At 62.4% G+C, this 25,706-nt stretch carries 24 protein-coding genes and 2 pseudogenes; 21 read left to right on the top strand and 5 right to left on the bottom strand.

Annotated elements, in window-relative coordinates:
- Window positions 1-202: 202 nt before the first annotated feature.
- From CBW66_RS29430 to CBW66_RS14480, 7 genes are all read left to right on the top strand, one after another.
- Window positions 203-1,144, top strand: coding sequence for a carbohydrate porin (locus CBW66_RS29430; RefSeq protein WP_253251339.1), 942 nt, complete (start codon window positions 203-205; stop codon window positions 1,142-1,144).
- Window positions 1,077-1,709: a carbohydrate porin gene (locus CBW66_RS29425; protein ID WP_367379989.1), complete on the top strand. Its 633-nt coding sequence runs from the start codon at window positions 1,077-1,079 to the stop codon at window positions 1,707-1,709. The genes CBW66_RS29430 and CBW66_RS29425 overlap by 68 nt, the downstream gene beginning before the upstream one ends.
- Window positions 1,682-1,939 (top strand): carbohydrate porin, encoded by a 258-nt coding sequence (locus tag CBW66_RS29790; RefSeq protein WP_367379988.1) that lies wholly within the window; start codon window positions 1,682-1,684, stop codon window positions 1,937-1,939. The genes CBW66_RS29425 and CBW66_RS29790 overlap by 28 nt, the downstream gene beginning before the upstream one ends.
- 277 nt (window positions 1,940-2,216) lie before the next feature.
- Entirely contained in the window at window positions 2,217-3,470 is a 1,254-nt protein-coding gene (locus CBW66_RS14495) for an ABC transporter substrate-binding protein (RefSeq protein WP_086143001.1), read from the top strand.
- 115 nt (window positions 3,471-3,585) lie between these two features.
- Window positions 3,586-4,470, top strand: a complete 885-nt coding sequence (locus tag CBW66_RS14490; protein WP_086140640.1) for a carbohydrate ABC transporter permease — start codon at window positions 3,586-3,588, stop codon at window positions 4,468-4,470.
- Window positions 4,467-5,336 (top strand): carbohydrate ABC transporter permease, encoded by an 870-nt coding sequence (locus CBW66_RS14485; RefSeq protein ID WP_034777933.1) that lies wholly within the window; start codon window positions 4,467-4,469, stop codon window positions 5,334-5,336. Before CBW66_RS14490 ends, CBW66_RS14485 begins: the two co-directional genes overlap by 4 nt.
- 9 nt (window positions 5,337-5,345) lie before the next feature.
- Complete coding sequence (locus tag CBW66_RS14480) at window positions 5,346-6,455, top strand: ABC transporter ATP-binding protein (RefSeq protein ID WP_086140639.1); 1,110 nt, start codon at window positions 5,346-5,348, stop codon at window positions 6,453-6,455.
- Window positions 6,456-6,526: 71 nt separating this feature from the next.
- Here the strand turns inward: CBW66_RS14480 and CBW66_RS14475 are convergent, their stop codons facing one another.
- Together CBW66_RS14475 and CBW66_RS14470 are read right to left on the bottom strand one after the other, a co-directional pair.
- On the bottom strand, window positions 6,527-7,555 hold the full coding sequence (locus CBW66_RS14475; RefSeq protein WP_086140638.1) for a ParB/Srx family N-terminal domain-containing protein: 1,029 nt from the start codon (window positions 7,553-7,555) through the stop codon (window positions 6,527-6,529).
- Window positions 7,556-7,580: 25 nt separating this feature from the next.
- Window positions 7,581-8,798 (bottom strand): hypothetical protein, encoded by a 1,218-nt coding sequence (locus tag CBW66_RS14470; RefSeq protein ID WP_086140637.1) that lies wholly within the window; start codon window positions 8,796-8,798, stop codon window positions 7,581-7,583.
- 241 nt (window positions 8,799-9,039) lie between these two features.
- Between CBW66_RS14470 and CBW66_RS14465 the strand changes: the two are divergent.
- Both CBW66_RS14465 and CBW66_RS14460 read left to right on the top strand, forming a co-directional pair.
- Window positions 9,040-9,403, top strand: a pseudogene (locus CBW66_RS14465) (type II toxin-antitoxin system RelE/ParE family toxin).
- The gene (locus CBW66_RS14460) at window positions 9,372-9,707 is read left to right on the top strand and encodes a DNA-binding protein (protein ID WP_086140636.1); all 336 of its coding nucleotides are present in this window, start codon (window positions 9,372-9,374) and stop codon (window positions 9,705-9,707) included. Before CBW66_RS14465 ends, CBW66_RS14460 begins: the two are co-directional and overlap by 32 nt.
- 15 nt (window positions 9,708-9,722) lie before the next feature.
- On the opposite strand, the gene CBW66_RS14455 is transcribed toward CBW66_RS14460, so the two are convergent.
- The 3 genes from CBW66_RS14455 to CBW66_RS14445 are packed head-to-tail and all read right to left on the bottom strand — an operon-like array spanning window position 9,723 to window position 12,619.
- Complete coding sequence (locus CBW66_RS14455; protein WP_086140635.1) at window positions 9,723-10,745, bottom strand: Gfo/Idh/MocA family oxidoreductase; 1,023 nt, start codon at window positions 10,743-10,745, stop codon at window positions 9,723-9,725.
- Between the two features lie 28 nt (window positions 10,746-10,773).
- Window positions 10,774-11,760: an inositol 2-dehydrogenase gene (iolG, locus tag CBW66_RS14450; protein ID WP_086140634.1), complete on the bottom strand. Its 987-nt coding sequence runs from the start codon at window positions 11,758-11,760 to the stop codon at window positions 10,774-10,776.
- A complete protein-coding gene (locus CBW66_RS14445) occupies window positions 11,753-12,619 on the bottom strand; it encodes a MurR/RpiR family transcriptional regulator (RefSeq protein ID WP_034757651.1) in 867 nt (288 codons plus the stop codon). Before CBW66_RS14445 ends, iolG begins: the two co-directional genes overlap by 8 nt.
- Before the next feature lie 275 nt (window positions 12,620-12,894).
- Here CBW66_RS14445 and CBW66_RS14440 point away from each other — a divergent pair, with 275 nt between their 5' ends.
- From CBW66_RS14440 to CBW66_RS14385, 12 genes and pseudogenes are all read left to right on the top strand, one after another.
- Complete coding sequence (locus CBW66_RS14440) at window positions 12,895-13,917, top strand: sugar ABC transporter substrate-binding protein (protein ID WP_230492273.1); 1,023 nt, start codon at window positions 12,895-12,897, stop codon at window positions 13,915-13,917.
- 175 nt (window positions 13,918-14,092) lie between these two features.
- The gene (locus CBW66_RS14435; protein WP_170933038.1) at window positions 14,093-15,226 is read left to right on the top strand and encodes an ABC transporter permease; all 1,134 of its coding nucleotides are present in this window, start codon (window positions 14,093-14,095) and stop codon (window positions 15,224-15,226) included.
- Between the two features lie 3 nt (window positions 15,227-15,229).
- The gene (locus CBW66_RS14430) at window positions 15,230-16,015 is read left to right on the top strand and encodes an ATP-binding cassette domain-containing protein (RefSeq protein WP_086140632.1); all 786 of its coding nucleotides are present in this window, start codon (window positions 15,230-15,232) and stop codon (window positions 16,013-16,015) included.
- Between the two features lie 8 nt (window positions 16,016-16,023).
- A complete protein-coding gene (gene iolC, locus CBW66_RS14425) occupies window positions 16,024-17,970 on the top strand; it encodes a 5-dehydro-2-deoxygluconokinase (protein ID WP_086140631.1) in 1,947 nt (648 codons plus the stop codon).
- Window positions 17,967-18,203, top strand: coding sequence for a 2-deoxy-5-keto-D-gluconate 6-phosphate aldolase domain-containing protein (locus tag CBW66_RS14420; protein WP_086153641.1), 237 nt, complete (start codon window positions 17,967-17,969; stop codon window positions 18,201-18,203). The genes iolC and CBW66_RS14420 overlap by 4 nt, the downstream gene beginning before the upstream one ends.
- Window positions 18,200-20,269, top strand: a complete 2,070-nt coding sequence (locus CBW66_RS14415; protein WP_086153640.1) for a 3D-(3,5/4)-trihydroxycyclohexane-1,2-dione acylhydrolase (decyclizing) — start codon at window positions 18,200-18,202, stop codon at window positions 20,267-20,269. The genes CBW66_RS14420 and CBW66_RS14415 overlap by 4 nt, the downstream gene beginning before the upstream one ends.
- A gap of 15 nt (window positions 20,270-20,284) precedes the next feature.
- Window positions 20,285-21,199, top strand: coding sequence for a myo-inosose-2 dehydratase (gene iolE / locus CBW66_RS14410; RefSeq protein ID WP_086140630.1), 915 nt, complete (start codon window positions 20,285-20,287; stop codon window positions 21,197-21,199).
- Window positions 21,196-21,990: a 5-deoxy-glucuronate isomerase gene (gene iolB, locus CBW66_RS14405; RefSeq protein WP_086140629.1), complete on the top strand. Its 795-nt coding sequence runs from the start codon at window positions 21,196-21,198 to the stop codon at window positions 21,988-21,990. Before iolE ends, iolB begins: the two co-directional genes overlap by 4 nt.
- Window positions 21,991-22,004: 14 nt before the next feature.
- A complete protein-coding gene (locus tag CBW66_RS14400; RefSeq protein WP_086142999.1) occupies window positions 22,005-22,418 on the top strand; it encodes an aldehyde dehydrogenase family protein in 414 nt (137 codons plus the stop codon).
- A pseudogene (locus CBW66_RS14395) lies at window positions 22,358-23,653 on the top strand (CoA-acylating methylmalonate-semialdehyde dehydrogenase); the annotation flags it as partial. The gene CBW66_RS14400 and the pseudogene CBW66_RS14395, both read left to right, overlap by 61 nt.
- Before the next feature lie 75 nt (window positions 23,654-23,728).
- Window positions 23,729-24,367: an ANTAR domain-containing response regulator gene (locus CBW66_RS14390; RefSeq protein WP_086140627.1), complete on the top strand. Its 639-nt coding sequence runs from the start codon at window positions 23,729-23,731 to the stop codon at window positions 24,365-24,367.
- 157 nt (window positions 24,368-24,524) lie between these two features.
- On the top strand, window positions 24,525-25,703 hold the full coding sequence (locus CBW66_RS14385) for a CmpA/NrtA family ABC transporter substrate-binding protein (RefSeq protein WP_086140626.1): 1,179 nt from the start codon (window positions 24,525-24,527) through the stop codon (window positions 25,701-25,703).
- Window positions 25,704-25,706 lie beyond the last annotated feature (3 nt).

Genomic DNA, 25,706 nt, shown 5'->3' with positions numbered 1-25,706 from the left:
ATACTCTTTTGCACCCCCTCCATGCACCAGAGTATCGATATTGAGTAAAAACAACACTTTGAAAGAAAGTATCGGTACTTGTTCGATTTGTATCAGGGTGGTTAAAAAAGCGCTGCTAGACTTGGTTTTCGGCATTAGACCGTGTGCGGTGACCGGCCTTCCGGGGCGCCACCGCTACCACCAACATTCTTCTGGAGACCGCATGAATCGCACTGCATTGAAAACTTTACCTGCCCTGCTCCTGGCCATCGCCAGCGCTTCCGCCATGGCCGACCCCATGTACCCATCCGACACCGAAGGCTTCCATGGCTACCTGCGCGCCGGCGCCGGCAGCAATACCTCGGGCGACGGCGGTTCGCAAGGCTGCTTCGGCCTGGGCGGCAATACCATGAAATATCGTCTGGGCAATGAGTGCGNATTACTGAGGAGACTTACCATGCTGCATCGCAACATGTTGAAGGCCGTGTTGAAGACACTGCCAGCTGCCATCGTCCTGGCCATCGCCAGCGGTTCCGCTGCCGCCGACCCCATGTACCCATCCGACACCGAAGGCTTCCATGGCTACCTGCGCGCCGGCGCCGGCAGCAATACCTCGGGCGACGGCGGTTCGCAAGGCTGCTTCGGCCTGGGCGGCAATACCATGAAATATCGTCTGGGCAATGAGTGCGACGCCTACACGGAATTCGGCTAYACCAAGTCCGTCGCCCAGTCCGGCGGCGTGAACTACCTGGCCACCATCTGGGTCAACGCCTACGCGCCCAACTCCGATTTCGGCGACAACAAACTGGGCATCGTCAAGGCCTAYGTCGAAGCACAGGGACTCGATTTCCTGAACGGCGGCACGGCCTGGATCGGCAAGCGCTTCTACTACCGTCCTGACATCCACATGCTGGAYTTGCARTACATCAAYATGAACGGCACGGGCGCCGGCCTGGACCGCATTCCTGCCGGYCCCGGTAAATTCTCGTAYGCCTTCTTCAAGGACAACGACATCAACATCCGCAACGCGGATGGCACCATCCGCGGCACGAAGTCGGCCGTGCGCCAGAACTTCATCTACGGCGAGATTCCCGTCAATGAAAACGGCACCCTGGACCTGGCCGCGACCTACATCATCGGCGAAGGCAAGNATTCCCGTCAATGAAAACGGCACCCTGGACCTGGCCGCGACCTACATCATCGGCGAAGGCAAGGACAACGACGCGTTTGGCCAGAAGCACAATGGCTGGCAGTTGTCGGCCTTCCACCGCCAGGCGAAAGTCTTCGGCGGCGGCAATACCTTCGGCGTGCAGTACGGCGTCGGTCCCGGYACSGGCAAGGGCGCGCAGTTCGGCGCGTCGGGCGACACCAGTCTGGGTTCGGATGTGAAACGCACGCGCATCTTCAATGACATGGCGATCCAGCCGATGGCCAACTTCGGCATGGAATTCGTCGCCCTGTGGCAAAAAGACGAGTCGAACGCCAACGGTTCGTCGACCTGGACCTCGGTCGGCGTGCGCCCTGTGTACGCGTTCACCAACAACTTCAAGCTGGTGGGCGAACTGGGCACGGACCGCGTGACGCAAGCGGGCGGCCTGCCGGCCAAGCGCCTGACCAAGCTGACCATCGCCCCGACGATCTCGGCCGGTCCTGGCCTGTGGTCGCGTCCCGANTGTACGCGTTCACCAACAACTTCAAGCTGGTGGGCGAACTGGGCACGGACCGCGTGACGCAAGCGGGCGGCCTGCCGGCCAAGCGCCTGACCAAGCTGACCATCGCCCCGACGATCTCGGCCGGTCCTGGCCTGTGGTCGCGTCCCGARCTGCGCGCGTTCGTGACCTACGGCAAATGGAACGATGCGGCCACCGCCTCGGTCAACGCGTCGAACAACGGCGGCCCGATCTACAACAACAATACCAGCGGCACCTCGTATGGTTTCCAAGTGGAAACTTGGTTCTAAACACCGAACCAAACCTGCTGCGCGGCGCGCCGCGCAGCATTTGTGCGCCACTGCAGATCAACCTGGCGCATCCTTCGCGGATGCGTTTTTGGCGCCGTCCCGTGATATAAATGCAATGTAGTCATGTCATGGATCACGGCGCCGTCTTTTCACTGAAGATGATGCCCGTTTGCAAGCGGGTCTGAGCACAAGAGCGCCGGCACAGGCGCAGATTTCACCTTTTTCGGCCCCGTATGCCGAAGCCCCCTAAAAGCTTGATCAAAAAAGGAATGTGGAGATGAAACTGAAATTCAAGATTACCCAACTGGCCGCATTGACCACCCTGGCATTCGCCGGCAGCGCGTTTGCGACCGACGTGGAAGTGTTGCACTACTGGACCTCCGGCGGTGAAGCGAAGTCCGTGGGCCAGTTGCAACAAATCGTGAAGGAAAGCGGCTTCGGCTGGAAAGATTTCGCCGTGGCCGGCGGCGCTGGCGAAAACGCCGCGACCGCGCTGAAGACCCGCGTCATTTCCGGCAACCCGCCGACGGCCGCGCAGATCAAGGGCCCATCGATCCAGGAGTGGGGCGCTGAAGGCGTGCTGGCCAATATCGATGATGCCGCCATTCCAGGCAAATGGGATGCCGTGCTGCCGAAAGTCGTCGCCGACATCATGAAATACAAGGGCCACTACGTTGCCGCTCCCGTCAACGTCCACCGCGTCAACTGGATGTGGGTCAATCCTGAAGTGCTGAAAAAAGCCGGCGTGGCGACCACCCCGACCACCTGGGATGCGTTCTTCGACGCGGCCGAGAAGATCAAGAAATCGGGCGGTATCGCCATCGCCCACGGCGGCCAGCCTTGGCAGGACGCCACCGTGTTCGAATCCGTCGCGCTGGGCGTGGGCGGCACGGAGTTCTACAAGAAAGCCATCCTCAAGCTGGACCAGAAGGAATTGACCGGTCCGACCATGCTCAAGGTGTTCGACACCCTGGGCAAGGTGAAGACCTACATCGACAAGGATGCGGCCGGCCGCGACTGGAACCTGGCCACCGCCATGGTCATCAACAACAAGGCCGGCTTCCAGTTCATGGGCGACTGGGCCAAGGGCGAATTCACGGCCGCCGGCAAGGTGCCGGGCAAGGACTACCTGTGCGTGGCTGCGCCTGGCACGGACAAGGCCTACACCTTCAACATCGATTCGTTCGCCATGTTCACGCAAAAGGATGCGAATGCGAAGAAAGGGCAGATCGCCCTGGCCAACGCCATCATGAATCCGAAGTTCCAGTCGATTTTCAACTTGAACAAGGGTTCCATCCCCGTGCGTTCCGGCGTATCGAAGGACAAGTTTGACGCTTGCGCCCTGAAATCGATGGAAGACATGGACGCCACCAACAAGAACGGCGGCCTGGTGCCATCGTTCGCCCACGGCATGGCGTTGCCATCGGCCACGCAAGGCGCCGTGACCGACGTCATCGCCAAGTTCATGAACACCAACATGAGCTCGAAGGACGCGGTTGCAGCCCTGGCCAAAGCGGCAAAAGTGAAGTAATCACGACGGCGCCGGCACTCTCGCCGGCGCCCGCTGCATCGCATGCATCGCAGGCGCCGCCCTGGCGTTCGTCCAGGCCGGCGCCACACGCAGTTTTTACTTCTACGGCTGTCCTATGTCCATACGCAAGCAATTCGACCGATGGATACCGCAGATGGTGCTGGGCCCCACGCTCATCGCCAGCCTGGTATTCGTCTATGGTTTTATCTTTTTGACCGGTTGGCTGTCGCTGACCGAATCGCGGCTGATGCCGAACTACGAGTTCGCCGGCCTGGTGCAATACATCGAGCTGTTCGACAACGAACGCTGGTGGACCTCGCTCAAGAACCTCGGCATCTTCGGTGTCCTGTTCATCGGTTGCAGCATCGCCATCGGCTTGTTCCTGGCCATTCTGCTGGACCAGAAAATCCGCGCCGAAGGCGCGCTGCGCGCCATCTACCTGTATCCGATGGCGCTGTCCTTCATCGTCACCGGCACGGCCTGGAAATGGATGCTCAACCCCAGCCTGGGCCTGGAAAAGGTCATGCATGACTGGGGCTGGACCTCGTTCACCTTCGACTGGCTGGTGAACTCCGACATGGCCATCTACACGGTGGTAATCGCCGGCGTATGGCAGTCGTCGGGCTTTGTCATGGCCCTGTTCCTGGCCGGCCTGCGCGGCATCGATGACGAAATCATCAAGGCGGCGCAAGTCGATGGCGCATCGCTGCCGACGATCTACTGGCGCATCGTGATTCCCGCCATGCGTCCCGTGTTCTTCAGCGTGCTGCTGATCCTCGCGCATATCGCCATCAAGAGCTTCGACCTGGTCATCGCATTGACGGCTGGCGGACCTGGCAATTCCTCGTCCGTGCCGGCCATCTTCATGTACCAGTTTTCCTTCACCCGCGGCCAGCTGGGCCTGGGCTCGGCATCGGCAATGATGATGCTGGCCACCATCGTGGCCGTGCTCGTGCCGCTGATGTACCTGGAAACGCGCAGCGCAAAGGCGATGAGATGACACCTACACGTAACAATCGCCTCACCCTCGGACGGGTGGTGGTATACCTGCTGCTGATCCTGTTCGCGGTGTACTACATCGTGCCCCTGTACGTGACCCTGTCGACGTCGTTCAAGTCGCTCGACGAGATCCGCAGCGGCAACCTGCTGGCACTGCCGCACGTGTGGCAGTTCGATTCCTGGTCCAAGGCCTGGTCCTCGGCCTGTACGGGCGTCACCTGCGACGGCATGCAGCCGTTCTTCTGGAACTCGATCAAGATGGTGATCCCCGCCGTGCTGATCTCGACCTTCCTGGGTGCCTTCAACGGCTATGTGTTCGCGCACTGGCGCTTCCGCGGTTCGGAAATCCTGTTCGCCGCCTTGCTGGTGGGCTGCTTCATTCCGTTCCAGGTGGTGATCCTGCCGATGGCGCGTTTGCTCGGTGAATTCGGCCTGGCCAACACGACGACCGGCCTGGTTTTCGTGCACGTGGTGTACGGCACGGCCTTCACGACCCTGTTCTTCCGCAATTACTATATCGGCGTGCCGGAAGAACTGATCAAGGCGGCCCGCATCGACGGCGCGGGTTTCTTCCTGATCTTCCGCAAGATCGTGCTGCCGATTTCGGGTCCGATCTTCGTCGTCTGCATCATCTGGCAATTCACGCAGATCTGGAACGACTTCCTGTTCGGCATCGTCTTCGCCAGCGGCGATTCGCAGCCGATCACGGTGGGCTTGAACAACCTGGTCAACACGTCCACGGGCGTGAAGGAATACAACGTCAACATGGCCGCCGCGGTGATTGCCGCGCTGCCGACCCTGCTGGTCTATCTGGTCGCAGGCCGTTATTTTGTGCGCGGTCTGACCGCAGGCGCAGTCAAAGGTTAAGGAAAGAATATGTCCAGTTTATCGATACGCAGCATCCGCAAGGTGTACACGAATGGCGTCGAAGTCCTCAAGGGCATCGACATCGAGATCAAGGATGGCCAGTTCCTGATCCTCGTCGGCGGCTCCGGCTCCGGCAAGTCGACCCTGCTCAACATGGTGGCCGGCCTGGAAAGCGTCACCTCGGGCGAAATCCTCATCGACGGCAAGGTGGTCAACGACCTGCCGCCGAAGGACCGCGACATCGCCATGGTGTTCCAGTCGTATGCGCTGTACCCGTCGATGACGGTGCGCGAAAACATCGCCTTCGGCCTGAACGTGAAAAAGGTGCCGAAGGCGGAGCAGGAAGAAATCGTCTCGCGCGTGGCCGAAACGCTGCAGATCACGCATTTGCTGGACCGCCGTCCGGCGCAGCTGTCGGGTGGCCAGCGCCAGCGCGTGGCCATGGGCCGCGCCATCTCGCGCAAGCCGTCGCTGTTCCTGTTCGACGAACCGCTGTCGAACCTGGATGCCAAGCTGCGCGTGGAAATGCGCGCCGAGATCAAGCTGCTGCACCAGCGCCTGAAGGCCACCATCGTCTACGTCACGCATGACCAGATCGAGGCGATGACGATGGGCGATTTGATCGCCGTCATGAAGGATGGGGTGGTGCAGCAACTGGGCACGCCGCAGGAAATCTACGACAATCCGGCGAATCTGTTCGTGGCCGGTTTCATCGGCTCGCCGTCGATGAACTTCATCACCGTCAAGCCTGTCATCGAGGGCAACGAAGTGTTTGTCGCCATCGACAACGCGGGCAAGAGCATGCGCCTGGCGCTGCCATTCGCCGCCGACAAGCTGCGCAGCCATGCGGGCCGCGACGTGATCCTGGGCGTGCGCCCGGAGCAGATCACGGACATGAGCAGCGCGCACGGCGACGTGGGCCAGGAACTGGGCTGCTTGATCGACCTGGTCGAACCGACCGGCCCCGACACCCTGCTGACGACGCGTTTGAACGGCGCCGCCGTCACCTGCCGCACGCACCCGCGCGAAGCCGTGCTGCCGGGGCAGACCATGCAGCTGTCGTTCAACCTGTCGAAGGCGGCCCTGTTCGATCCGGCCAACGGCGAGCGTATCGCGTAAGCGGCAGCAGCAATAGAAAACGGCCCGCTTGTCGCATGACAGGCGGGCCGTTGTCGTTTACGCCGCCGCGCTTATTGCGCCAGTGATTTTTTATAGGCGATGGCGTGGCGCAGCTTGCCCTTGTCGTCGATCAGCTCATCGAACGCTTCCCGGTTGACCTCGCGCAGGGCGCCCAGCTCGCGCGCGCTCTTGCCGCCGCTGACGATATCACCGGGCCGCAGCGCCGCCATTGCCTGCGCGGCCAGCAGGATCGCATTGGCATACGCGGCGGGATCGCGCAGGTCGACACGCGCCAGGTCCAGCGCCGGCATGCCGCGCAGCCAGTCGGCCCAGTAAAACTCGAGAAATTCCGTGGCGTGCTCCGGCGGCTCGTAGCCGATCCCGCGCGTAAAGTAGACGAGCGAGCGGTATGGGTCGTCGCCCAGCGATGCAAGGCCGATGGCGGACGGCAGCTGCTGCGGCGTGATGGCCTGGTTGCGGCCGTTTTTCAGCCAGACCTTGTTTTCCGCGCGCATGCGGGCCCAGAATGCCGCGTCGTCCAGCGCGCTGAAATTGTCGCTGACCTTGACCCAGACCTTCAATTGACGATTGCGCCCGCCATCGGCTTCCCGGAAGCTGGAAAACGTATGGTGGCCATCGGTCAGGTACACGATGCCGCGCGGGCCGATGACGACGGTCTTCATGTCGTCGGGACGGCTGCCCACGGCCGCCTTGCAGCGGTAGCCGGCCGGGGGCGCGGCCAGGGTGGCGCCGGCCACGTTGGCCGTGTTGGGCATGACGTCGCCCTGGCCATTGGCTTCGCACAGGTCGGCGAATTTCCTGGGCTTGGCGATGTCGGCGATATGTTTTTCTTCGGCCGCATAGCGTCCCAGCTTGTAGTACACCTGGTCATAGCCGATGGCCGGCTGGGTCGGATGCAGTTCATCGAGGCGCACCTGCAGGATGCGCGGATGGGCGGCGCTGCCCACCACGGTGGACATCAGCGCCTGCTGGCGCGCGCTGAGCGCCGGTGCAGTGGCGACGGCGGCATCCCTGGCGCTGGCCATGCCGGTGAGGGACAGGGCCAGCAGCAGGGCGCTGGCAGTGTGCGTGACGTGCATGCGACTCTCCTTTATCGTTGGCGCCTCATTCCAGCAGCGCGCTGGGCACGCGCGGCGAGGACATCAGGTCGCGGAAGGCGGCCCAATGCGCGGCACGCGTCGCGCCCTGGCGTTCGACCCAGGCTTTCGCCATGTCCTGGCCCAGGTTGTAATTGATGACGTACGCGCCCATGGCATCGTAGAACTGCAGGCGCTGCGCGGATTTTTCGGCCGGGTACAGGCGCACGTTGATCAGCCATTCCAGCGCCTCTTCGCGGGACAGGCTGCCTTCGAGGTACTGGCGCGCGATGTCGTTGTCGGCGTAGCCCAGTTTGGCCAGCAGCGCATTGAGCTGCGCGTAGCGGGGCGCCAGCTTTGGCTCGAGGCCGGCCAGCGGGTACAGCACCTGCTGTTCGAAGTCCAGCCGCTCCGCGTCCGTGAAACTCAGTTCGATGCCGTAATTGGCCGTGCCTTCGGCGATCAAGGATTGCGGCGAATACAGCGGATAGATGCAGTATTCGACCCAGCCCTTGCCGCGCACCAGGTCGCGCTCGAGCAGCACGTTGTAGACGTGGTGGCCCGGATACGCTTCATGGCAGCCGAGGTCGACCGCGCGGTCTATATACACGGGCAAGTCCGTATTGATCTGGATCACGCTCTGGTAGTTGCCCTTGTACCAGTTGTAGCCGCTCCACGGTTTGTCGGTGACAAATTCCAGCACAAAATCTTCGCCGTCGGGCAGGGTGATGTACTGCAAGGTGCGCTCGCGGCCCATGCGGATAGCCGCGTCCATGACGGCGCGCAGCCTGTCGGCGGGAATGACGAGTTGCGCGCGCAAGGCGTTGACACGCGCGCTGACCGTGCCGGGACCGGGCAGCAGGGCGTCGATCTGCGCCACCAGCGCTTCGTACCAGGCGCGGCTGTGATGGGGGGAGACGGCGTCGTACAGGCGCGCGCTTTCCGTATCGAAATCGAGGCGCGCTCCCTGCAGCATGTCCGCCTTGGCCAGCACGGCTTGCAACTGCTTGCGCAGGTTGAGGGCGCGCAGGCCAGGTGCGTCGGCCAGCAGGGCCAGCGCCTTGTCTGTCGCAGCTTTGATGTCGCTCAAACTCAATTGCTGTTCTACCGCTTCCTGTTGCCATGTGGGCGGGCCGTAATAGGCGTCCACATACGAACTATCGTGCTGCCCCATGGCCAGGACCAGCTTGACGTAGCGTTCGGCCACGTCGGTGAGGAGGGGAGTATTGCTATCTTCATGCGTCATGGCGGCAGGGTTTCTCGCGGTTGGCAGGCATCTATTGTATAGCGCATTGGCGCTGGCGAGCGCCGTGCAGTGACGCCATCATTTCCCTATAACAATTAGAAAAATGCACCTTGATATAGCTCAGTGAAAGCGGCATTCCCGGCCTGTGCGATGGGCTTTGGTAGCAAGATGGCGTGGTCTTCTTTTTTTTTGTGGCTGCGTGATTTTCTTCTTGATCTTTCTTCGTTTATGGACGAATATACTGTACGAGATCCGGCACTATCTGACGTCATCGGGCAGGGATTTATATACGGAATGGCTGAAACGCCAGCGCGACAATACGGCCAAGGTGGCCATCGTGCGTCGCGTGCTGCGTATGATTCCCGGCAACTTTGGCGACCACAAGTTTTGTCATGATGGCGTGTGGGAGTTGCGCATCGATGTAGGTGCCGGCTACCGCATCTATTATGCGATTGCCGACGGGCAGATCATTTTATTGCTGTGCGGCGGCGCAAGCGCGAGGCGACAAGCGTACCCAATCGAAAGATATCGAATACGCCTGTGCCTGCTGGCACGACTGGAAGGAGAGAGGACATGAGCAAACCACCGAGAGACCGCTCGCATGACGAGGCGATGGCCGAGCTGTACCGCGACGATCCCGATCTGGCCCTTGAATTGATCAACAATATCCTCGCCGATGGCGACCACGGCGAACTGCTGGCCGTGCTGCGCCAGCTGACGCGCGCCTTTGGCGGCGTGCCCGCCGTGGCGCAGGCGGCCAAGCTCAATCCTACCCAGCTGTACCGCACCCTGTCGCCCGAGGGCAATCCATCGCTGAGCACCCTGACGGCCATCCTCGATGCCATGGGCTTGCGCCTGGCCGTGGAACCCAGGCAGCCGGAACGCTCGTTTCCCGCGCCGGCCGCCTGAGTCCATGGTTGTCGCTTAAAACTCGACAGGGCGCGCCTCGCGCATCGCCTGCGTCATGGCCAGGCCGATGCGCGTCGCTTCCGTCGCGTCGTGCAAGGTCAATGACAAGGTGCGCCGGCCCAGCGCCGCATCGGTGAACTCCTGCGCCTCGATCAGGAAGGCATCGGCGAAGCGGGCATAGAAGTCCGGCGTGCATTCGTTGCGCACGCCGTGCGCATCAGAAATTTCCACCCTGTTCAGGCGCGGATTGCTGCCGACGGCCAGGCGGCCGCCCGTGCCGAACACTTCCGTCAGGGTTTCATGGCCGTGCGCCATGGTGCGCGAGGCCATGAAGCTGGCCATGCTGCCGTCGCCAAATTCGACGGTGGCCAGACCGTTGTCGACGTCGCCGAACGCTTGCAAGCCCGTGTGGATGGCGTTGGTGCCGCTCGCATACACGCGTTTGGGCACGGGATTGCCCAGCAGCCAGCGCGCCAGGTCGATATCGTGTACGCTGCAATCGAGAAAGATGCCGCCGCTGGTGGGGGCGAAGCGCATGAAGGCGCCGCTGGGGTCGTTCTGGTCGCACGTTTGCGAACGCACGAGATACGGCTTGCCTATCAGGCCCTGGACGATCTTTTGCTGCGCGTCGTGGTAGCTGGCGTCGAAACGCCGCACGAAGCCGATCATGACGGTCAGTTGCGGGTGGCGCGCCGCCTCCGCTTCCACCTTCAGGCAGTCGGCCAGGTCCAGCGATAGCGGTTTTTCGCAAAAGACGTGCTTGCCGGCGCGCAAGGCGGCGATGATCTGCTCCGCATGCAGCGAGGTGGGCGTGACGAGGAAGACGGCGTCCAGACCCGGGTGGGCCAGCAACGCGTCGTAATCGGCATAGCCGGTGGTGATGCCCAGCTGGCTGGCAGCCCAGTCCAGTTCGGGTTGCACGGGGCTGCAGGCGGCCACGACTTCGGCGTTCGGCACGCGCTGCGCCAGATTGATGGCGTGGCGCTGGCCCAGCCGGCCCAGGCCGACGATGCCGATTTTTAATGTTGGGGATGACATGGTGTCTCCAGGTATTTTTATTATTAGTTTACAAAGTGACCATGCGCTGTTCGCGCCACGACACGGTGGCCGCCTCGGCCAGTTCCAGTGCCTTCAAGCCATCGTGGACGGTGGTGCGCAGCGGCGTGCCGTGGGTGAGGGCGTCAAAGAAGTGCGCCATTTCCTGCGCGTAAGCCACGCGGTAGCGTTCCAGGAAGAAATCCTCGGGCTTGTCCACGCTGACGTTCACCGAGCCATAGGCCGTCACTTCCGTCGGCTTGTGATTGCCCGCCTGCAGCATGCCGGCGCTGCCCAGCACTTCGAAGCGCTGGTCATAGCCGTAGGCGGCGCGGCGCGAGGCATTGATCTGGCACAAGCGGCCCTTGGCCGTGCGGATGGTGACGACGGCCGTATCGAGGTCGCCCGCCTCGCCGATGGCCGGATCGACGAGGCAACTGCCCGTGGCGTGCACGCTGACGGCTTCGTCGTCGAGTATCCAGCGGAAGATGTCGAAATCGTGGATCAGCATATCCTTGAAGATGCCGCCCGAGACCTTGATGTAGCTGACGGGCGGCGGACCGGGGTCGCGGCTGGTGACGATGAGTACTTCCGGCGTGCCGATCTCGCCCGCTGCGATGCGTGTCTTGACGGCATTGAAGGTGGGGTCGTAGCGGCGCTGGAAGCCCAGCATGCACAGCACCTCGGCTTCCTTGACGGTGGCGGCGCAGGCGCGTGCCCGGTCCAGCGTCAAATCGACGGGCTTTTCGCAAAAGATGGCCTTGCCGGCGGCGGCCGAGCGCAGGATCAGGTCCGCGTGCGTGTCCGTGCTGGAGGCGATGACGACGGCCTTGACTGCCGGGTCGGCCAATGCCGCTTCGACAGTCGCGCTGCTGCCGCCATGCAGGCCGGCCAGCGCGGCCGCCGCTTCCTGGTTGACGTCGACGACGTACTTGAACTGCACGCCGGGCTGGGCGGCCAGGTTGGCCGCGTGGATTTTGCCGATGCGTCCGGCGCCGAACAACGCTACTTCAATCATCATGTTCTCCTGGGGTGTGGATTTCTTCGATGTCGAGCTCTAATTTGTAGGCCAGCGCGATGAACAGCGCCTGGCACAGGCAGATGGTGCTGGTCAGCGAGCGGAAGGCGAAGGCGCTGCCCTCGGTGACGGTGAGCAGCGCGTCGGCGGCCCGCGCGAGCGGGGCCAGTTTGCTGTCGGTAATCACCAGGACCTTGGCGCCCTTGTCTTGCGCCGCCTTGATGCACTGCTGGGTTTCCTTGCCGTAAGGCGAGAAACTGATGGCGATCGCCACATCGCGTTCGCGCACGCTGCGCATCTGTTCGCGGTGCATGCCGCCCAGTCCGCTAATCAGGTGCACGCGCTTGTCCGTGTGCTCGAGCGCGTAGGCGATGTAGGAGGCGATCGGGAACGACCGGCGCACGCCGATCACATAGATGTTTTCCGCTTTCAGCAGCAGGTTGACGGCCGCTTCCAGCTGGGCATCGTCGAGTCCCGCGGCCAGGTCGTCGAGACCGGCGCGGCTGGCGCCGACGAATTCGCGCGTCAGGTCGCCCGCGCTGAGCGCGGCGTCGCGCGTGGAAATGAGCTTGCGGATGCGCTGCTGATAGTCGGGCGTGGCGCCGGCCTGGTCCGTGTACGCCTGGCGGAACACGTCCTGCATTTCGGAAAAGCCCGTGTAGCCGAAGCGCTGCGCGAAACGCACGATGGCCGACGGCTGCACGTCGCAGGCGGCGGCGATGTCGCTGATACGCTCGAGCATCAGGCTGGCCCGGTGCTTTTCAATGTATTGCGCGATGACTTTCAACTGGCGCGACAGGTTGTCGTACTCGGCGGCAATGTGCTGCATCAGCTGTTCGATGGGGGCGGTGGCTGCCATGATTTTTTCCTCGGTGTGCTTGCTGGGCCGCGTCATTGGTGCGGCTGGTTCTGGCGAGAATTATAGGAGGGAATCTTGGAAATAGAAACGATTTTCTATTTAAATATATTTTGAAAATTTTATTGCATTTGTCTTTTTTGTGGCCTAAGCTGTGCGCAGTGCATCGGTTCGCGTGCCGCAAGGCCGGGCCGGTGACACCCTTCATAAAAGCTCGCAACTATAAAAATTAATCCGTCTAGGAGACATTCATGCATAGCAATAAAAGCAAGGGTTTGATGAAGTGCCTGGCCATCGCCAGCCTGGGCCTGAGCCTGGGTTTGAGCACGGGCGCCAGTCATGCTGCCGGCGAGAAATTCGTCATGGTCAGCCATGCGCCGGACTCCGATTCCTGGTGGAATACCATCAAGAACGCCATCAAGCAAGCCGGTGAAGATTTCAACGTGTCCGTCGACTACCGCAATCCGCCAAATGGCGACCTGGCCGACATGGCGCGCCTGATCGAGCAGTCCGCCGCGCGCAACTATGATGGCTTGATCGCCGACATCGCCGACTTCAGCGTGCTGCAAAAACCGCTGGGTACGGTCGTGGCGAAGAAAATCATGCTCGTGACCATCAATTCGGGGACCATCGCGCAAAGCGAACAGTTGAAAGCCATCATGCACGTGGGCCAGCCCGAGTATGACGCGGGCCTGGGCGCCGGCAAGCGCGCCAAGGAAGCGGGCATCAAATCATTCGTGTGCGTGAATCACTATGCGATGAATGCGTCGTCGTTCGAACGCTGCCGCGGTTTTGCCGATGCGCTCGGCGTCGATTTCAAATCGTCCACGCTCGACACCAATGGCGTCGATCCTGGCGTGATCGAAAGCAAGGTCAGCGCCTATCTGCGCAGCAATCCGAAGACCCAGGCCGTGCTGGCGCTGGGACCGGATTCGGCGCCGGCCGCCATGCGTGCCGTCGAAAAGCTGGGCCTGAAAGGCAAGATGTACTTTGCCAGCTTCGACTTGTCGGAAGAAATCGCCAAGGGTATCAAGGATGGCAGCATCCAGTTCGCCATCGACCAGCAGCCCTACCTGCAAGGCTACATTCCCGTCGCCGTGATGGCCATCATGAAACAGCAAAAAATTACTGACCTGGCCAAGGTCAAGGAAATCCTGATCGCCAATCCGAAATACCAGGCGCGCCTGGCCGAATACGGTCTGACGCCCATCTACGGCCCGCGCCACATCAGCTCCGGCCCCGGTTTCGTGACCAAGGAAAACATCGCCAAGGTCGAAAAATACGCCGGTCAATACCGCTAATCCACACAGTCGCCACCAGGAGTTGCCCAGCGCCGCACCGCCTCCCGCGGGCGGCGCATGGGAGGAACACGCCTGGCGCCAGCGATGCTGGCAGGAAAGTAATCGGAATTGGTAACAAGTATCACTGAAAGGACTTCGTATGACTGCGCTCAAATCCAGCCTGGCTAGCCCCGGCATGAATCCTCCTCCGCCTCCCGGCGCCTCCAGCAAGCCAGTTGCCGCCGCCGACGAGCGCGTGGGCACGACCAGCTGGGTCAAACGGTTTTTCGGCCGCCCCGAGTTTGCCTCGATTTCCGGCGCGGTGCTCGTGTTTGCCTTCTTTGTCATCACGGCCGGCGATTCCGGCATGTTCAACCTCGATGGCGTCGTCAACTGGATGCAAGTGGCGTCTTACCTGGGCATCATCGCCATCGGCGCCTGCCTGTTGATGATCGCCGGTGAATTCGACCTGTCGATCGGTTCCATGATCGGCTTTGCCGGCATGATGATCGCCATCCCGACGATTTATTTCCACTGGCCATTGTGGGCCGCCATCGTGTTCGCCTTTGCCGGTTCCATGGCGCTGGGCTGGCTCAACGGCTATATCGTTATCAAGACACGCTTGCCATCGTTCATCGTGACCCTGGCATTCCTGTTCATCCTGCGCGGCTTGACCCTGGCCCTGTCGATCATGTTCGCCAACCGCACCATCGTCAGCGGCGTGGGCGACCTGGCGGCGCAGGACTGGCTGGCCAGTCTGCTGTTCCACGGCAACGTCGCCACCGGCCTGTTCCAGTGGATGGGCGCGCATGGCTGGATCGCCGTGCTCGACGACGGCTCGCCGCTGGTGAAAGGCGTGCCGAAAGTCATCGCCTGGTGGCTGGTGCTGGCCGCCGGCGCCGCATTCGTATTGTCGCGTACCCGTTTCGGCAACTGGATGTTTGCCGTCGGCGGCGACGCCAATGCGGCCAAGAATGTGGGTGTGCCGGTGCGCAAGGTAAAGATTTCCCTGTTTGTCTTCACGGCCTTCTGCGCCTGCCTGTTTGCCACCTTGCAAGTATGCGACGTGGGTTCGGCCGCCGCCGACCGGGGCATGCAAAAGGAATTCGAAGCCATCATCGCGGCCGTCATCGGCGGCGCCCTGTTAACGGGCGGCTACGGTTCCGTCGTCGGCGCCTGCTTTGGCGCGCTGATCTTCGGCGTGGTGCAGATCGGCATCACTTATACCAACATCAATTCGGACTGGTTCCGCGTATTCCTCGGCGTGATGCTGCTGATCGCGGTGCTGTTCAATAACTTTGTACGCTCACGCGTCACGGAAGCGAGATAAATCATGAGCGAGCATATTCTTGCCCTGGAAAATGTCAGCAAGCGCTTCGGCTCCGTGCTGGCCTTGCAAAACATCACCATGCGCTTGCGCGAGGGGGAGGTTCATTGTTTGCTGGGCGACAACGGCGCCGGCAAGTCCACCCTGATCAAGACCCTGGCCGGCGTGCACAAGCCCACCGATGGCCAATACCTGGTCGATGGCAAGCCCGTCGTCTTCAATTCGCCCAGCGAAGCGCTGGACATGGGCGTGGCCACCGTTTACCAGGATCTGGCGCTGGTGCCGCTGCTGTCCGTGGCGCGCAATTTCTTCATGGGCCGCGAGCCGATGAAAAAGCTGCTGGGTCTGGTGCCCGTGATGGATATCGACTATGCGGCCGACACGGCGCGCGACAAGCTGGCCGAGATGGGCATCATGGTGCGCGACCCGCACCAGGCCATCGGCACCATGTCGGGCGGCGAAAAGCAGTGCCTGGCCATTGCCCGCGCCATCCACTTCGGCGCCCGCGTGCTGATCCTTGATGAACCGACGGCCGCCCTGGGCGTGAAACAATCGTTCAATGTACTGAAACTGATCTACAAGGCGCGCGAGCGCGGCATTTCCGTGATCTTTATTACGCATAATGTGCACCATGCATATCCGGTCGGCGACTCGTTCACGTTGCTGAACCGGGGCAAGTCGCTGGGCACCTTCACCAAGGATACGGTGAGCAAGGATGCCTTGCTGGACATGATGGCGGGCGGTGCGGAAATGCAAACGCTGATGAGTGAACTCGACGGTGTCACGATTTAAGGATAGCCATGAATAATTCCACACAATTTGCCCAGGGCCGCGCGCTGGACGTGATCTGTCTGGGCCGCCTGGCGGTGGACCTGTACGCGCAGCAGATCGGCAGCTCCCTGGAAGACGCCACCAGTTTCGCCAAATACCTGGGCGGCTCGTCGGCCAACATCGCCTTCGGCACGGCCAGGCTGGGCTTGAAGTCGGCCATGCTGTCGAAAGTGGGCGACGACCACATGGGCCGTTTCTTGACGGATACCTTGGCCAAAGAAGGCTGCGACGTCAGTCACGTCGGCATCGACCGCGAGCGGCTCACCGCCCTCGTCATGCTGGGCATCAAGGACAAGAACACGTTCCCGCTGATTTTCTACAGGGAAAATTGCGCCGATATGGCCATCGAAGCGTCCAGCGTCGACGCCGCCTTTATCGCATCCAGCAAGGCGCTGTTGATCACCGGCACGCATTTTTCGACGAGCGCCATGCATGGCGTCAGCACGCAGGCATTGAAACTGGCGCGCGCCAATAATGTACGCACCGTGCTCGACATCGATTACCGGCCCGTGCTGTGGGGCTTGTCCGGCAAAGCGGATGGCGAAACGCGTTTCGTCTCGAACGAAGGCGTGACGCGTCACTTGCAGGCCATCCTGCCTCATTTTGATTTGATCGTCGGCACGGAAGAGGAATTCATGATCGCCGGCGGCGGCGCCGACATCATGGCGTCCCTGCGCGCCGTGCGGGCCGCCACCCTGGCCACCCTTGTCGTCAAGCGCGGCCCGCTGGGCAGCGCCGTTATCGACAACGTGGTGCCGGCCAGTCTGGATGACGCGTATAACTACCGTGGCGTGCGCGTGGAAGTGCTGAACGTGCTGGGCGCGGGCGACGCTTTCCTGTCGGGATTCCTGAAAGGCTGGCTGCGCGGCGAGGATTACGAGGCCTGCTGCCGCTACGCGAACGGCTGCGGCGCCCTCGTCGTGTCGCGCCACGGCTGCGCGCCGGCCATGCCGTCGCCCGTCGAGCTCGACTATTTCCTGGCCCATGCGGCAAAGCTGCGGCAGCCGGACCAGGACGCCACCTTGTCGCGCTTGCACCGCACGACGGTAGCGCGCAAGCAGTGGAACGAGCTGTGCGTGTTTGCCTTCGATCACCGCACGCAATTCTTTGAACTGGCGCAACAGACGGGCGCGCCCGAAGCGGCCATTGCGGCCTTGAAGCAATTGATGGTGCAAGCCGTGGCGCAGACGGAAACGGCCTTGCAACTGGCTGGCAAGACGGGTGTGCTGATCGATGGCCGTTATGGCGTCGATGCGCTCAACGATGCGACGGGGCGGGGCTGGTGGATAGGCCGCCCTGTGGAATTGCCGGGCTCGAATCCGCTGCAATTCGACTGGGGCCGCTCCATCGGTTCGCACCTGCTCAGCTGGCCGAAGGAACACGTGATCAAATGCCTGGTGCAACTACACCCGGACGATGCCGTGGAAAACCGCCTGGAGCAGGAAGCGCAAATCAAGGCCCTGTACGACGCGGCGCAAGTGAGCGGTCACGAACTGTTGCTCGAAGTCATACCGTCGGAAGCCTTGCCGCACAGTGAAGACACGGTCTTGCGCGCCGTCAAGCGCTTGTACAACCTGGGCATCTACCCGGAATGGTGGAAGCTGGAAAGCATGTCAGCCCAGCAATGGCAAGCCATCGATGCCCTCGTGCACGAGCGCGATCCGTATTGCCGTGGCGTCGTATTACTTGGCTTGAACGCACCGATCGCCGCCCTGGCCGACAGTTTTGAACAGGCCAGTGCCAGCAGCACCTGCCGCGGCTTCATGGTGGGGCGCACCATCTTCCAGGAACCGAGCCGCCGCTGGCTGGCCGGCGAACTCGACGATGCGGGCCTGATCGCCGCCGTGCGCGCCAACTTCGAGCAGCTTATTTCGCTGTGGCAGCGTACGCGCAACCGCCTGGAGCGTGCGGCATGAGCGCCACGATTCGTTTAACCATGGCGCAGGCGCTGGTGCGCTACTTGTCGGTATTGCGCACGGAAGAGGGCGAACCTGTGTTCGGCGGNCGCCCCATCTTCCAGGAACCGAGCCGCCGCTGGCTGGCCGGCGAACTCGACGATACTGGCCTGATCGCCGCCGTGCGCGCCAATTTCGAGCAGCTTATTTCGCTGTGGCAGCGTACGCGCAACCGCCTGGAGCGTGCGGCATGAGCGCCACGATTCGTTTAACCATGGCGCAGGCGCTGGTGCGCTACTTGTCGGTATTGCGCACGGAAGAGGGCGAACCTGTGTTCGGCGGCGCCTTCGCCATCTTTGGCCACGGTAACGTCGCCGGCATGGGCGAGGCGCTGTACCAGTACCGTGACCAATTTCCCACCTACCGCGCCCACAACGAGCAGGCGATGGCGCACTCGGCCATCGCCTACGCGAAAGCCCACATGCGCCGGCGCATGATGGCGGTGACCACTTCCATCGGTCCCGGTGCCACCAATTTGCTAACGGCGGCTGCCTTGGCCCACGTCAACCGCCTGCCCGTGCTCTTGCTGCCCGGTGACGTGTTTGTCTCGCGCGCACCGGACCCCGTCTTGCAGCAGCTGGAAGATGGCACGGATGGCAGCGTCTCCGTCAACGATGCTTTTAAACCTTTGTCGCGTTACTTCGACCGCATCGTGTATCCGGAGCAGTTGCTGACAGCCTTGCCGCGCGCGATTGCCGCCTTGACGGACCCGGCCGCCTGCGGTCCCGTGACCTTGTCCCTGCCGCAAGACGTGCAAACGATGGCCTACGATTATCCGGCCGATTTCTTCGAACCGAGGACCGTGCGTGTGCGCGCCGTGCCGCCCGTCGAGCAGGAATTGGAAGAGGCGGCGTTGCTGTTGAAAAATGCGAAACAGCCCTTGATCGTCGCCGGTGGCGGCGTGCTGTACGGCCAGGCCGGCGCCGCCCTGCAGGCGTTTGCCGAACGGCACGGCATTCCCGTGGCGGAAACCCAGGCCGGCAAAAGTTCCTTGCCGTGGGACCACCCCTTGCAGCTGGGCGCCATCGGCGTCACCGGTTCGCCCGCCGCGAACGCGCTGGCGGCGGACGCGGACGTGGTGCTGGCCGTCGGCACGCGCCTGCAGGATTTCACGACCGGTTCCAACTCCCTGTTTGCGCAGGCGCAACTGGTCAGCCTGAACGTCAACAGTTTCGATGCGCTGAAACGGCGCGGCCTGGGTGTCCAGGCGGACGCGACGCTTGGTTTGCAGGGCTTGTCGCGGCTGCTGGGTGGCTGGCACAGCGCGGGCCAGTGGCTGGAGCGGGCGCAGCAGGAGGCGCATGCGTGGCGCGCCACCGTGCTGGCCATTACCGGCAAACGGGAAGTGGCCGGCTTGCCATACGACGGCGAAGTCATCGGCGCCGTGCAGCGTTCCTCCAAGGATTCCACCACCCGCGACATTGTCGTCTGCGCGGCCGGTACCTTGCCGGCCGAGCTGCACAAGCTGTGGAGAACATCGACACCGGGCGGCTACCATATGGAATACGGCTACTCGTGCATGGGTTATGAAATCGCCGGCGGCCTGGGCGTCAAGATGGCGNCCCGCGACATTGTCGTCTGCGCGGCCGGTACCTTGCCGGCCGAGCTGCACAAGCTGTGGAGAACATCGACACCGGGCGGCTACCATATGGAATACGGCTACTCGTGCATGGGTTATGAAATCGCCGGCGGCCTGGGCGTCAAGATGGCCAAGCCGGATGCCGAGGTCATCGTCATGGTGGGCGACGGCAGCTATCTGATGATGAATTCGGAAATCGCCACCTCCGTCATGCTCGACAAAAAACTGATTATTGTCGTGCTCGACAACCGCGGCTATGGCTGCATCAACCGCCTGCAGCAGGCGTGCGGCAATGCCTCGTTCAACAATATGTTGCCCGACAGCGCACCGCGCATCGACTTCGCCCTGCATGCGCGGTCGCTGGGCGCGCTGTCCGAACACGTTGCCAGTATCGCCGAGCTGGAACAGGCGATGCTGCGCGCCCGCGCCGCTGCGCGCACCTATTTGATCTGCATCGACACGGACGACACGCGCACGACGCAAGAGGGCGGTTGCTGGTGGGAAGTGGCCGTGCCCGAAGTGTCGACTCAGCCCGGCGTGCAAGCTGCGCGTGCCCGTTCGACACGGACGACACGCGCACGACGCAAGAGGGCGGTTGCTGGTGGGAAGTGGCCGTGCCCGAAGTGTCGACTCAGCCCGGCGTGCAAGCTGCGCGTGCCCGTTATGAAAATGATCGCCTGAAACAAAGGAATTGAAATGACTACCTGGAATGTACGCATCGGCATCAACCCGATCTCGTGGATGAACGACGATTTGCCCAGCCTGGGCGGCGAGACCCCGCTGGAAACGGCGTTGAAAGAGGGCGCCGAGATCGGCTATGTGGGCTTTGAACTGGGCAACAAGTTTCCGAAAGATGCCCCGGCCCTGAACGCCGTGCTGGGCAAATACCATCTCGCCTGCGTCTCCGGCTGGTATTCGGGCCGCCTGGCGCAGCGCTCGGTGGAAGAAGAGATCGCTTCTGTTGGCCCGCATTTACGTTTACTTGCCGACAGCGGCGCCACCGTCATGGTCTACGGCGAAGTGGCCGACGCCATCCAGGGCGAAGCGCGCCCCTTGTATAAACGCCCGCGTTTCCAGACGCAGCAGCAATGGCAGGACTACGCGGATAAATTGACGGCGTTTGCCGCCCACTTGCTGGCGCACGGCGTGCGCCTGGCCTACCACCACCACATGGGCGCCTACGTGGAAACGCCGGCCGACGTGGACCAATTGATGGCCTTGACGGGAGCCGAGGTCGGCTTGCTGTTCGACACGGGCCACATCACCTTTGCCGGCGGCGACGCCTTGGCGGTGCTGAACAAGCATATCGATCGGATTTGCCACGTGCATTGCAAGGACGTGCGGCCCAACGTGGTGAAACTGGCCCGCAATGGCCACTGGAGTTTCTTGCAGGCCGTCATCAATGGCGCCTTTAGCGTACCCGGCGACGGCTGCATCGACTTCCCCGCGATTTTGACGCGGCTGTATCTGCACGGCTACGCAGGCTGGCTGGTGGTGGAAGCGGAGCAAGATCCGGCCGTGGCCCCCAGCTATCAATATGCGAAGATGGGCCACGATTACCTGGCGCGACTGGTCGACGCGATTCCCCGCCTGGGTCGGGAGGCGGCATGAGCCCGCTGCTGGTCAAGGCAAAGTCCGGTTCCACCATCGTCGAAGTCACGCCGGCATCGGCCGGCTGGACGCACGTGGGCTTTGCCGCGCACAGGTTGCAGGCCGGCGAACACATCAGCCTGGAGACGGGCCGCCGCGAACTGTGCCTCGTCGTGCTGACGGGCACGGTTACTGTCCGGGCCGGCGAACACGAATGGCGCGCGATCGGCAAGCGTCAAAGCGTCTTCGAGGACGTCTCGCCCTATGCCGTGTATGTGCCATTGGAAACAGCGGTCAGCATCACTGCGGAGAGCAAGGCTGAAGTGGCCCTGTGCAGCGCGCCGGCCACGACCAAGCGCCCGGCGCGCCTCATCGAGCCGGCCAGCATGACGCGTTCCGTGCGCGGCCAGGGCGCGAATACCCGCTATGTGTGCGACATCCTGCCGCAGACGGAAGAGGCGGACGGCTTGCTGGTGGTCGAGGTTGTGACGCCGTCCGGCCATTCCTCCAGCTATCCGCCGCACAAGCACGACAGCGACAATGTGCCGCTGGAAAGCTCGCTGGAAGAAACGTATTACCACCGCCTTCATCCCGAACAGGGCTTTGCCTACCAGCGCGTCTATACGGATGACCGCTCCATCGACGAAGCCATGGCCGTGGAAAACCACGACGTGGTGATGGTGCCCAGGGGCTATCACCCCGTTACCGTGCCGTATGGCTACGACGGCTATTACCTGAACGTGATGGCCGGTCCCAAACGGGTCTGGCATTTTAAAAACGATCCGGCCCATGACTGGCTGATGACGAAATAACCAAGGACAAGACAATGACGACCCCGATGATCGGCCACTTTATTGGTGGCAACCCCATGGCCTCGCGCTCGGAGCGCACGAGCGAGGTGTTCAATCCCGCCACGGGCGCCGTGACGGCCAAGGTGGCGCTGGCCACGCCAAGCGAGCTGAACGCGGCCGTGGCCGCCGCCCATGCGGCTTTTCCCGCCTGGTCGCAAACCTCGCCGCTGCGCCGCGCCCGCGTCATGTTCAAATTCAAGGAGTTGCTGGAGCAAAACGCCGACAGGCTGGCCGAGCTGATCACGCGTGAACACGGCAAAGTGTTTACGGATGCGAAAGGGGAAGTGACGCGCGGCATCGAAGTGGTGGAGTTTGCCTGCGGCATNCCCGCGTCATGTTCAAATTCAAGGAGTTGCTGGAGCAAAACGCCGACAGGCTGGCCGAGCTGATCACGCGTGAACACGGCAAAGTGTTTACGGATGCGAAAGGGGAAGTGACGCGCGGCATCGAAGTGGTGGAGTTTGCCTGCGGCATCCCGCAGATGATGAAGGGCGAGTATTCGGAACAGGTGGCCGGCGGCATCGATGCCTGGTCGATCCGCCAGGCGCTCGGGGTGTGCGTCGGCATCACGCCGTTCAACTTTCCCGTGATGGTGCCGATGTGGATGTTTCCGATGGCGATTGCCTGCGGCAATACCTTCGTGCTGAAACCGTCGGAGCGCGACCCGTCGGCCAGCCTGCTGCTGGCCCAATTGCTGACGGACGCGGGCTTGCCGGACGGCGTCTTCAACGTGGTGCAGGGCGACAAGGAAGCGGTCGACGGCTTGCTGCACCACCCGGACGTGCGCGCCGTCAGCTTCGTCGGCTCCACGCCGATCGCCGAGTATATTTATGCGACGGGCTGCGCCCAGGGCAAGCGCGTGCAAGCTTTGGGTGGCGCGAAAAACCACATGGTCGTCATGCCCGACGCGGACATTCCCCAGACGGTCGACGCCCTGATGGGCGCCGCGTTTGGTTCGGCCGGCGAGCGCTGCATGGCCATTTCCGTCGTCGTGGCGGTCGGCAATGTGGCGGATCAATTGGTGGACGCCTTGGTGCCGCGCATCGCGGCGTTAAAGATCACGCAGGGCATGGATTTGTCCGCCGAAATGGGCCCCGTGGTGACGCAGGTGCACAAGGACAAGATCGCCGGCTATATCGCCACGGGCGTGCAGGAAGGCGCCAAGCTCATCTGCGACGGGCGCGGCTTCGTGCTGCCAGGTCACGAGCGCGGCTTTTTCCTCGGCGGCAGCCTGTTCGACCATGTCACGCCCGAGATGACCATCTACAAGGAAGAAATTTTCGGTCCCGTCTTGTGTATCGTGCGCGTGCCCGATTTCGCCACGGCGCTGGACCTGGTCAACGCGCATGAATACGGCAACGGCACGGCCATCTACACGCGCGACGGCAATACGGCGCGCGAATACACGCACCGGGTGCAGGTCGGCATGGTGGGCGTCAACGTGCCGATTCCCGTGCCGATGGCCTTCCACAGTTTCGGCGGCTGGAAGCGCAGCCTGTTCGGCGACCACCATGCGCACGGCCCGGAAGCGGTGCGCTTTTATACGAAACAAAAGGCCGTCACCCAGCGCTGGCCCGCTTCGACGGCGGCCGGGGCCGAGTTTGCCATGCCGACCCTTAAGTAACTGCTTTCCATAAAAAAAGCTGGTTCGCTTCTTGCTTGCTGCAATGGCTGTGTTTAGCCATTGCAGATCGCTCCCATGACGTCCAGCCGTACCCAGCCTTTGCGCATCGTCGTCGTCAATACCATCGTCGAGCACGGTGTGCACGCGGATGCGGCCTTGGCTGCCCAAGTGCAGCGTGGCAATGCCTTGCGCATCGGCTTGCTGGAATCGGGCTATGATATCGTCGCCTCCCTGCCAGCCGACCTCTACCTTCCCGAGCGCATCGCGCAGCTGCAGCCTGACCTCATCATCATCGACGCCGAATCGGATGCGCGCGACGTGCTCGAGCACATCGTCATCGCCACGCGCGACGAGCGCCGCCCCATCGTATTATTTACCGAAGACGGCGCCACGGCCAGCATCGACGCGGCCATGGCGGCCGGCGTCTCCGCCTACATCGTGGCCGGCTTGCATGCCGAGCGCATCTTGCCCGTGCTGAACGTGGCCCTCGCACGCTTTCGCCAGGAAGAAAAATTGCGCGCCGAATTGCACGACACCCGGCACAAGCTGCTTGAGCGCAAGGTGATCGAACGGGCCAAGGGCTTGTTGATGACGCATCACGGCTTGACGGAAGAGCAGGCCTACCAGCGCTTGCGCAGCATGGCCATGAACAAGAAACTTAAGCTGGCGGAAATCGCCCAGCGTATCCTCGACGTGGAGGACTTGCTGGGATGAATCGTCCATTTTCTGACACATGCTGGTGCAGTGCACCATTGCGGTGCGTTTCCAGCCGCCATGAACCGGGCAGGTACAGGCACGCTCCTTGCTGCGTGAAGGTGAGATCCTTGCCCACGGTGGCATGGCAAAATAGTACTTATCGGCAAGGAATGGTATGACAGAGAAAATGGCGGACAGTGCCCAGGTGATGCGCACCCTGCAGCCGGAAAAACAGACGATACGCATCGGCTACCTGCCGCTGACCGATTGCGCCTCGCTGGTGATGGCGTCGAAGCTGGGTCTCGATGAGAAATACGGCATCAAGATCGAACTGAGCCGGGAGATGTCGTGGGCCGGCGTGCGCGACAAATTGCATAACGGCGAACTCGACGCGGCCCATGTGTTGTACGGCCTCGTGTATGGCGTGCAGATGGGCATCGGCGGGCAGCAGCGCGACATGGCCGTGTTGATGAATCTCAATCACAGCGGCCAGGCTGTCACCTTGTCGGCGGCGCTGGCGCGCGAGGGCGCCCACGATGGTCCCACCCTGGCGCGGCATATGCGCGCCACGGCGCGGCCGTTTGCGTTTGCGCATACTTTCCCGACAGGCAACCATGCGATGCTGCTGCAATACTGGCTGGCCGCGCAGGGCATCGATCCGCTGCGCGACGCGCGCGTGATGACGGTGCCGCCGTCGCAGATGGTGGCCGCCTTGCGCGCGGGCCAGATGGATGGTTTTTGCGCCGGCGAGCCGTGGGGCTACAAGGCCATCGTCGAGGGCGTGGGCGTGACGGCCATCACCAGCGGACAGATCTGGCCCGGCCATCCGGGCAAGGTGCTGGGCACCAGCGCCGCGTTTGCGCAGCAGCATCCGAACAGCTGCCGCGCCCTGATCGCCGCCGTGCTCGAGGCGGGACGCTGGATCGACGCCAGTGACGCCAACCGGCTGGCCATGGCGGCCACCTTGGCCGAGCCCGCTTACCTGAACACGCCGCAGGAAACGCTGGCGCCGCGCATCCTCGGCCATTATCAGGATGGCCTGGGCAAGACCTGGGACGAGGCGCATGGCTTGCAATTTTATGGTGATGGCGCCGTCAATTTCCCGTATCTGTCCGACGGCATGTGGTTCATGACCCAGCACCGTCGCTGGGGCTTGCTGCGCGACGAACCCGATTACCTGGCGGTGGCAAGGCAAGTCAACCGCATCGACCTGTACCGACAGGCGGCGGAGCTGACGGCCACGCCCGTACCAAAATCCCCCATGCGCAGCTCGACCCTGTGCGACGGGGTCGTCTGGGACGGCAGCGCGCCGGAAGCGTACGCGGCGGCGTTTGCCATCGGCCATTTTTTCTGACTG

The organism is Janthinobacterium sp. GW456P (assembly GCF_002127655.1).
GTDB lineage: Bacteria > Pseudomonadota > Gammaproteobacteria > Burkholderiales > Burkholderiaceae_D > Janthinobacterium.
Note: the sequence above shows the minus strand (reverse complement) of the source record. Positions and strands in the feature narration are given on the sequence as shown.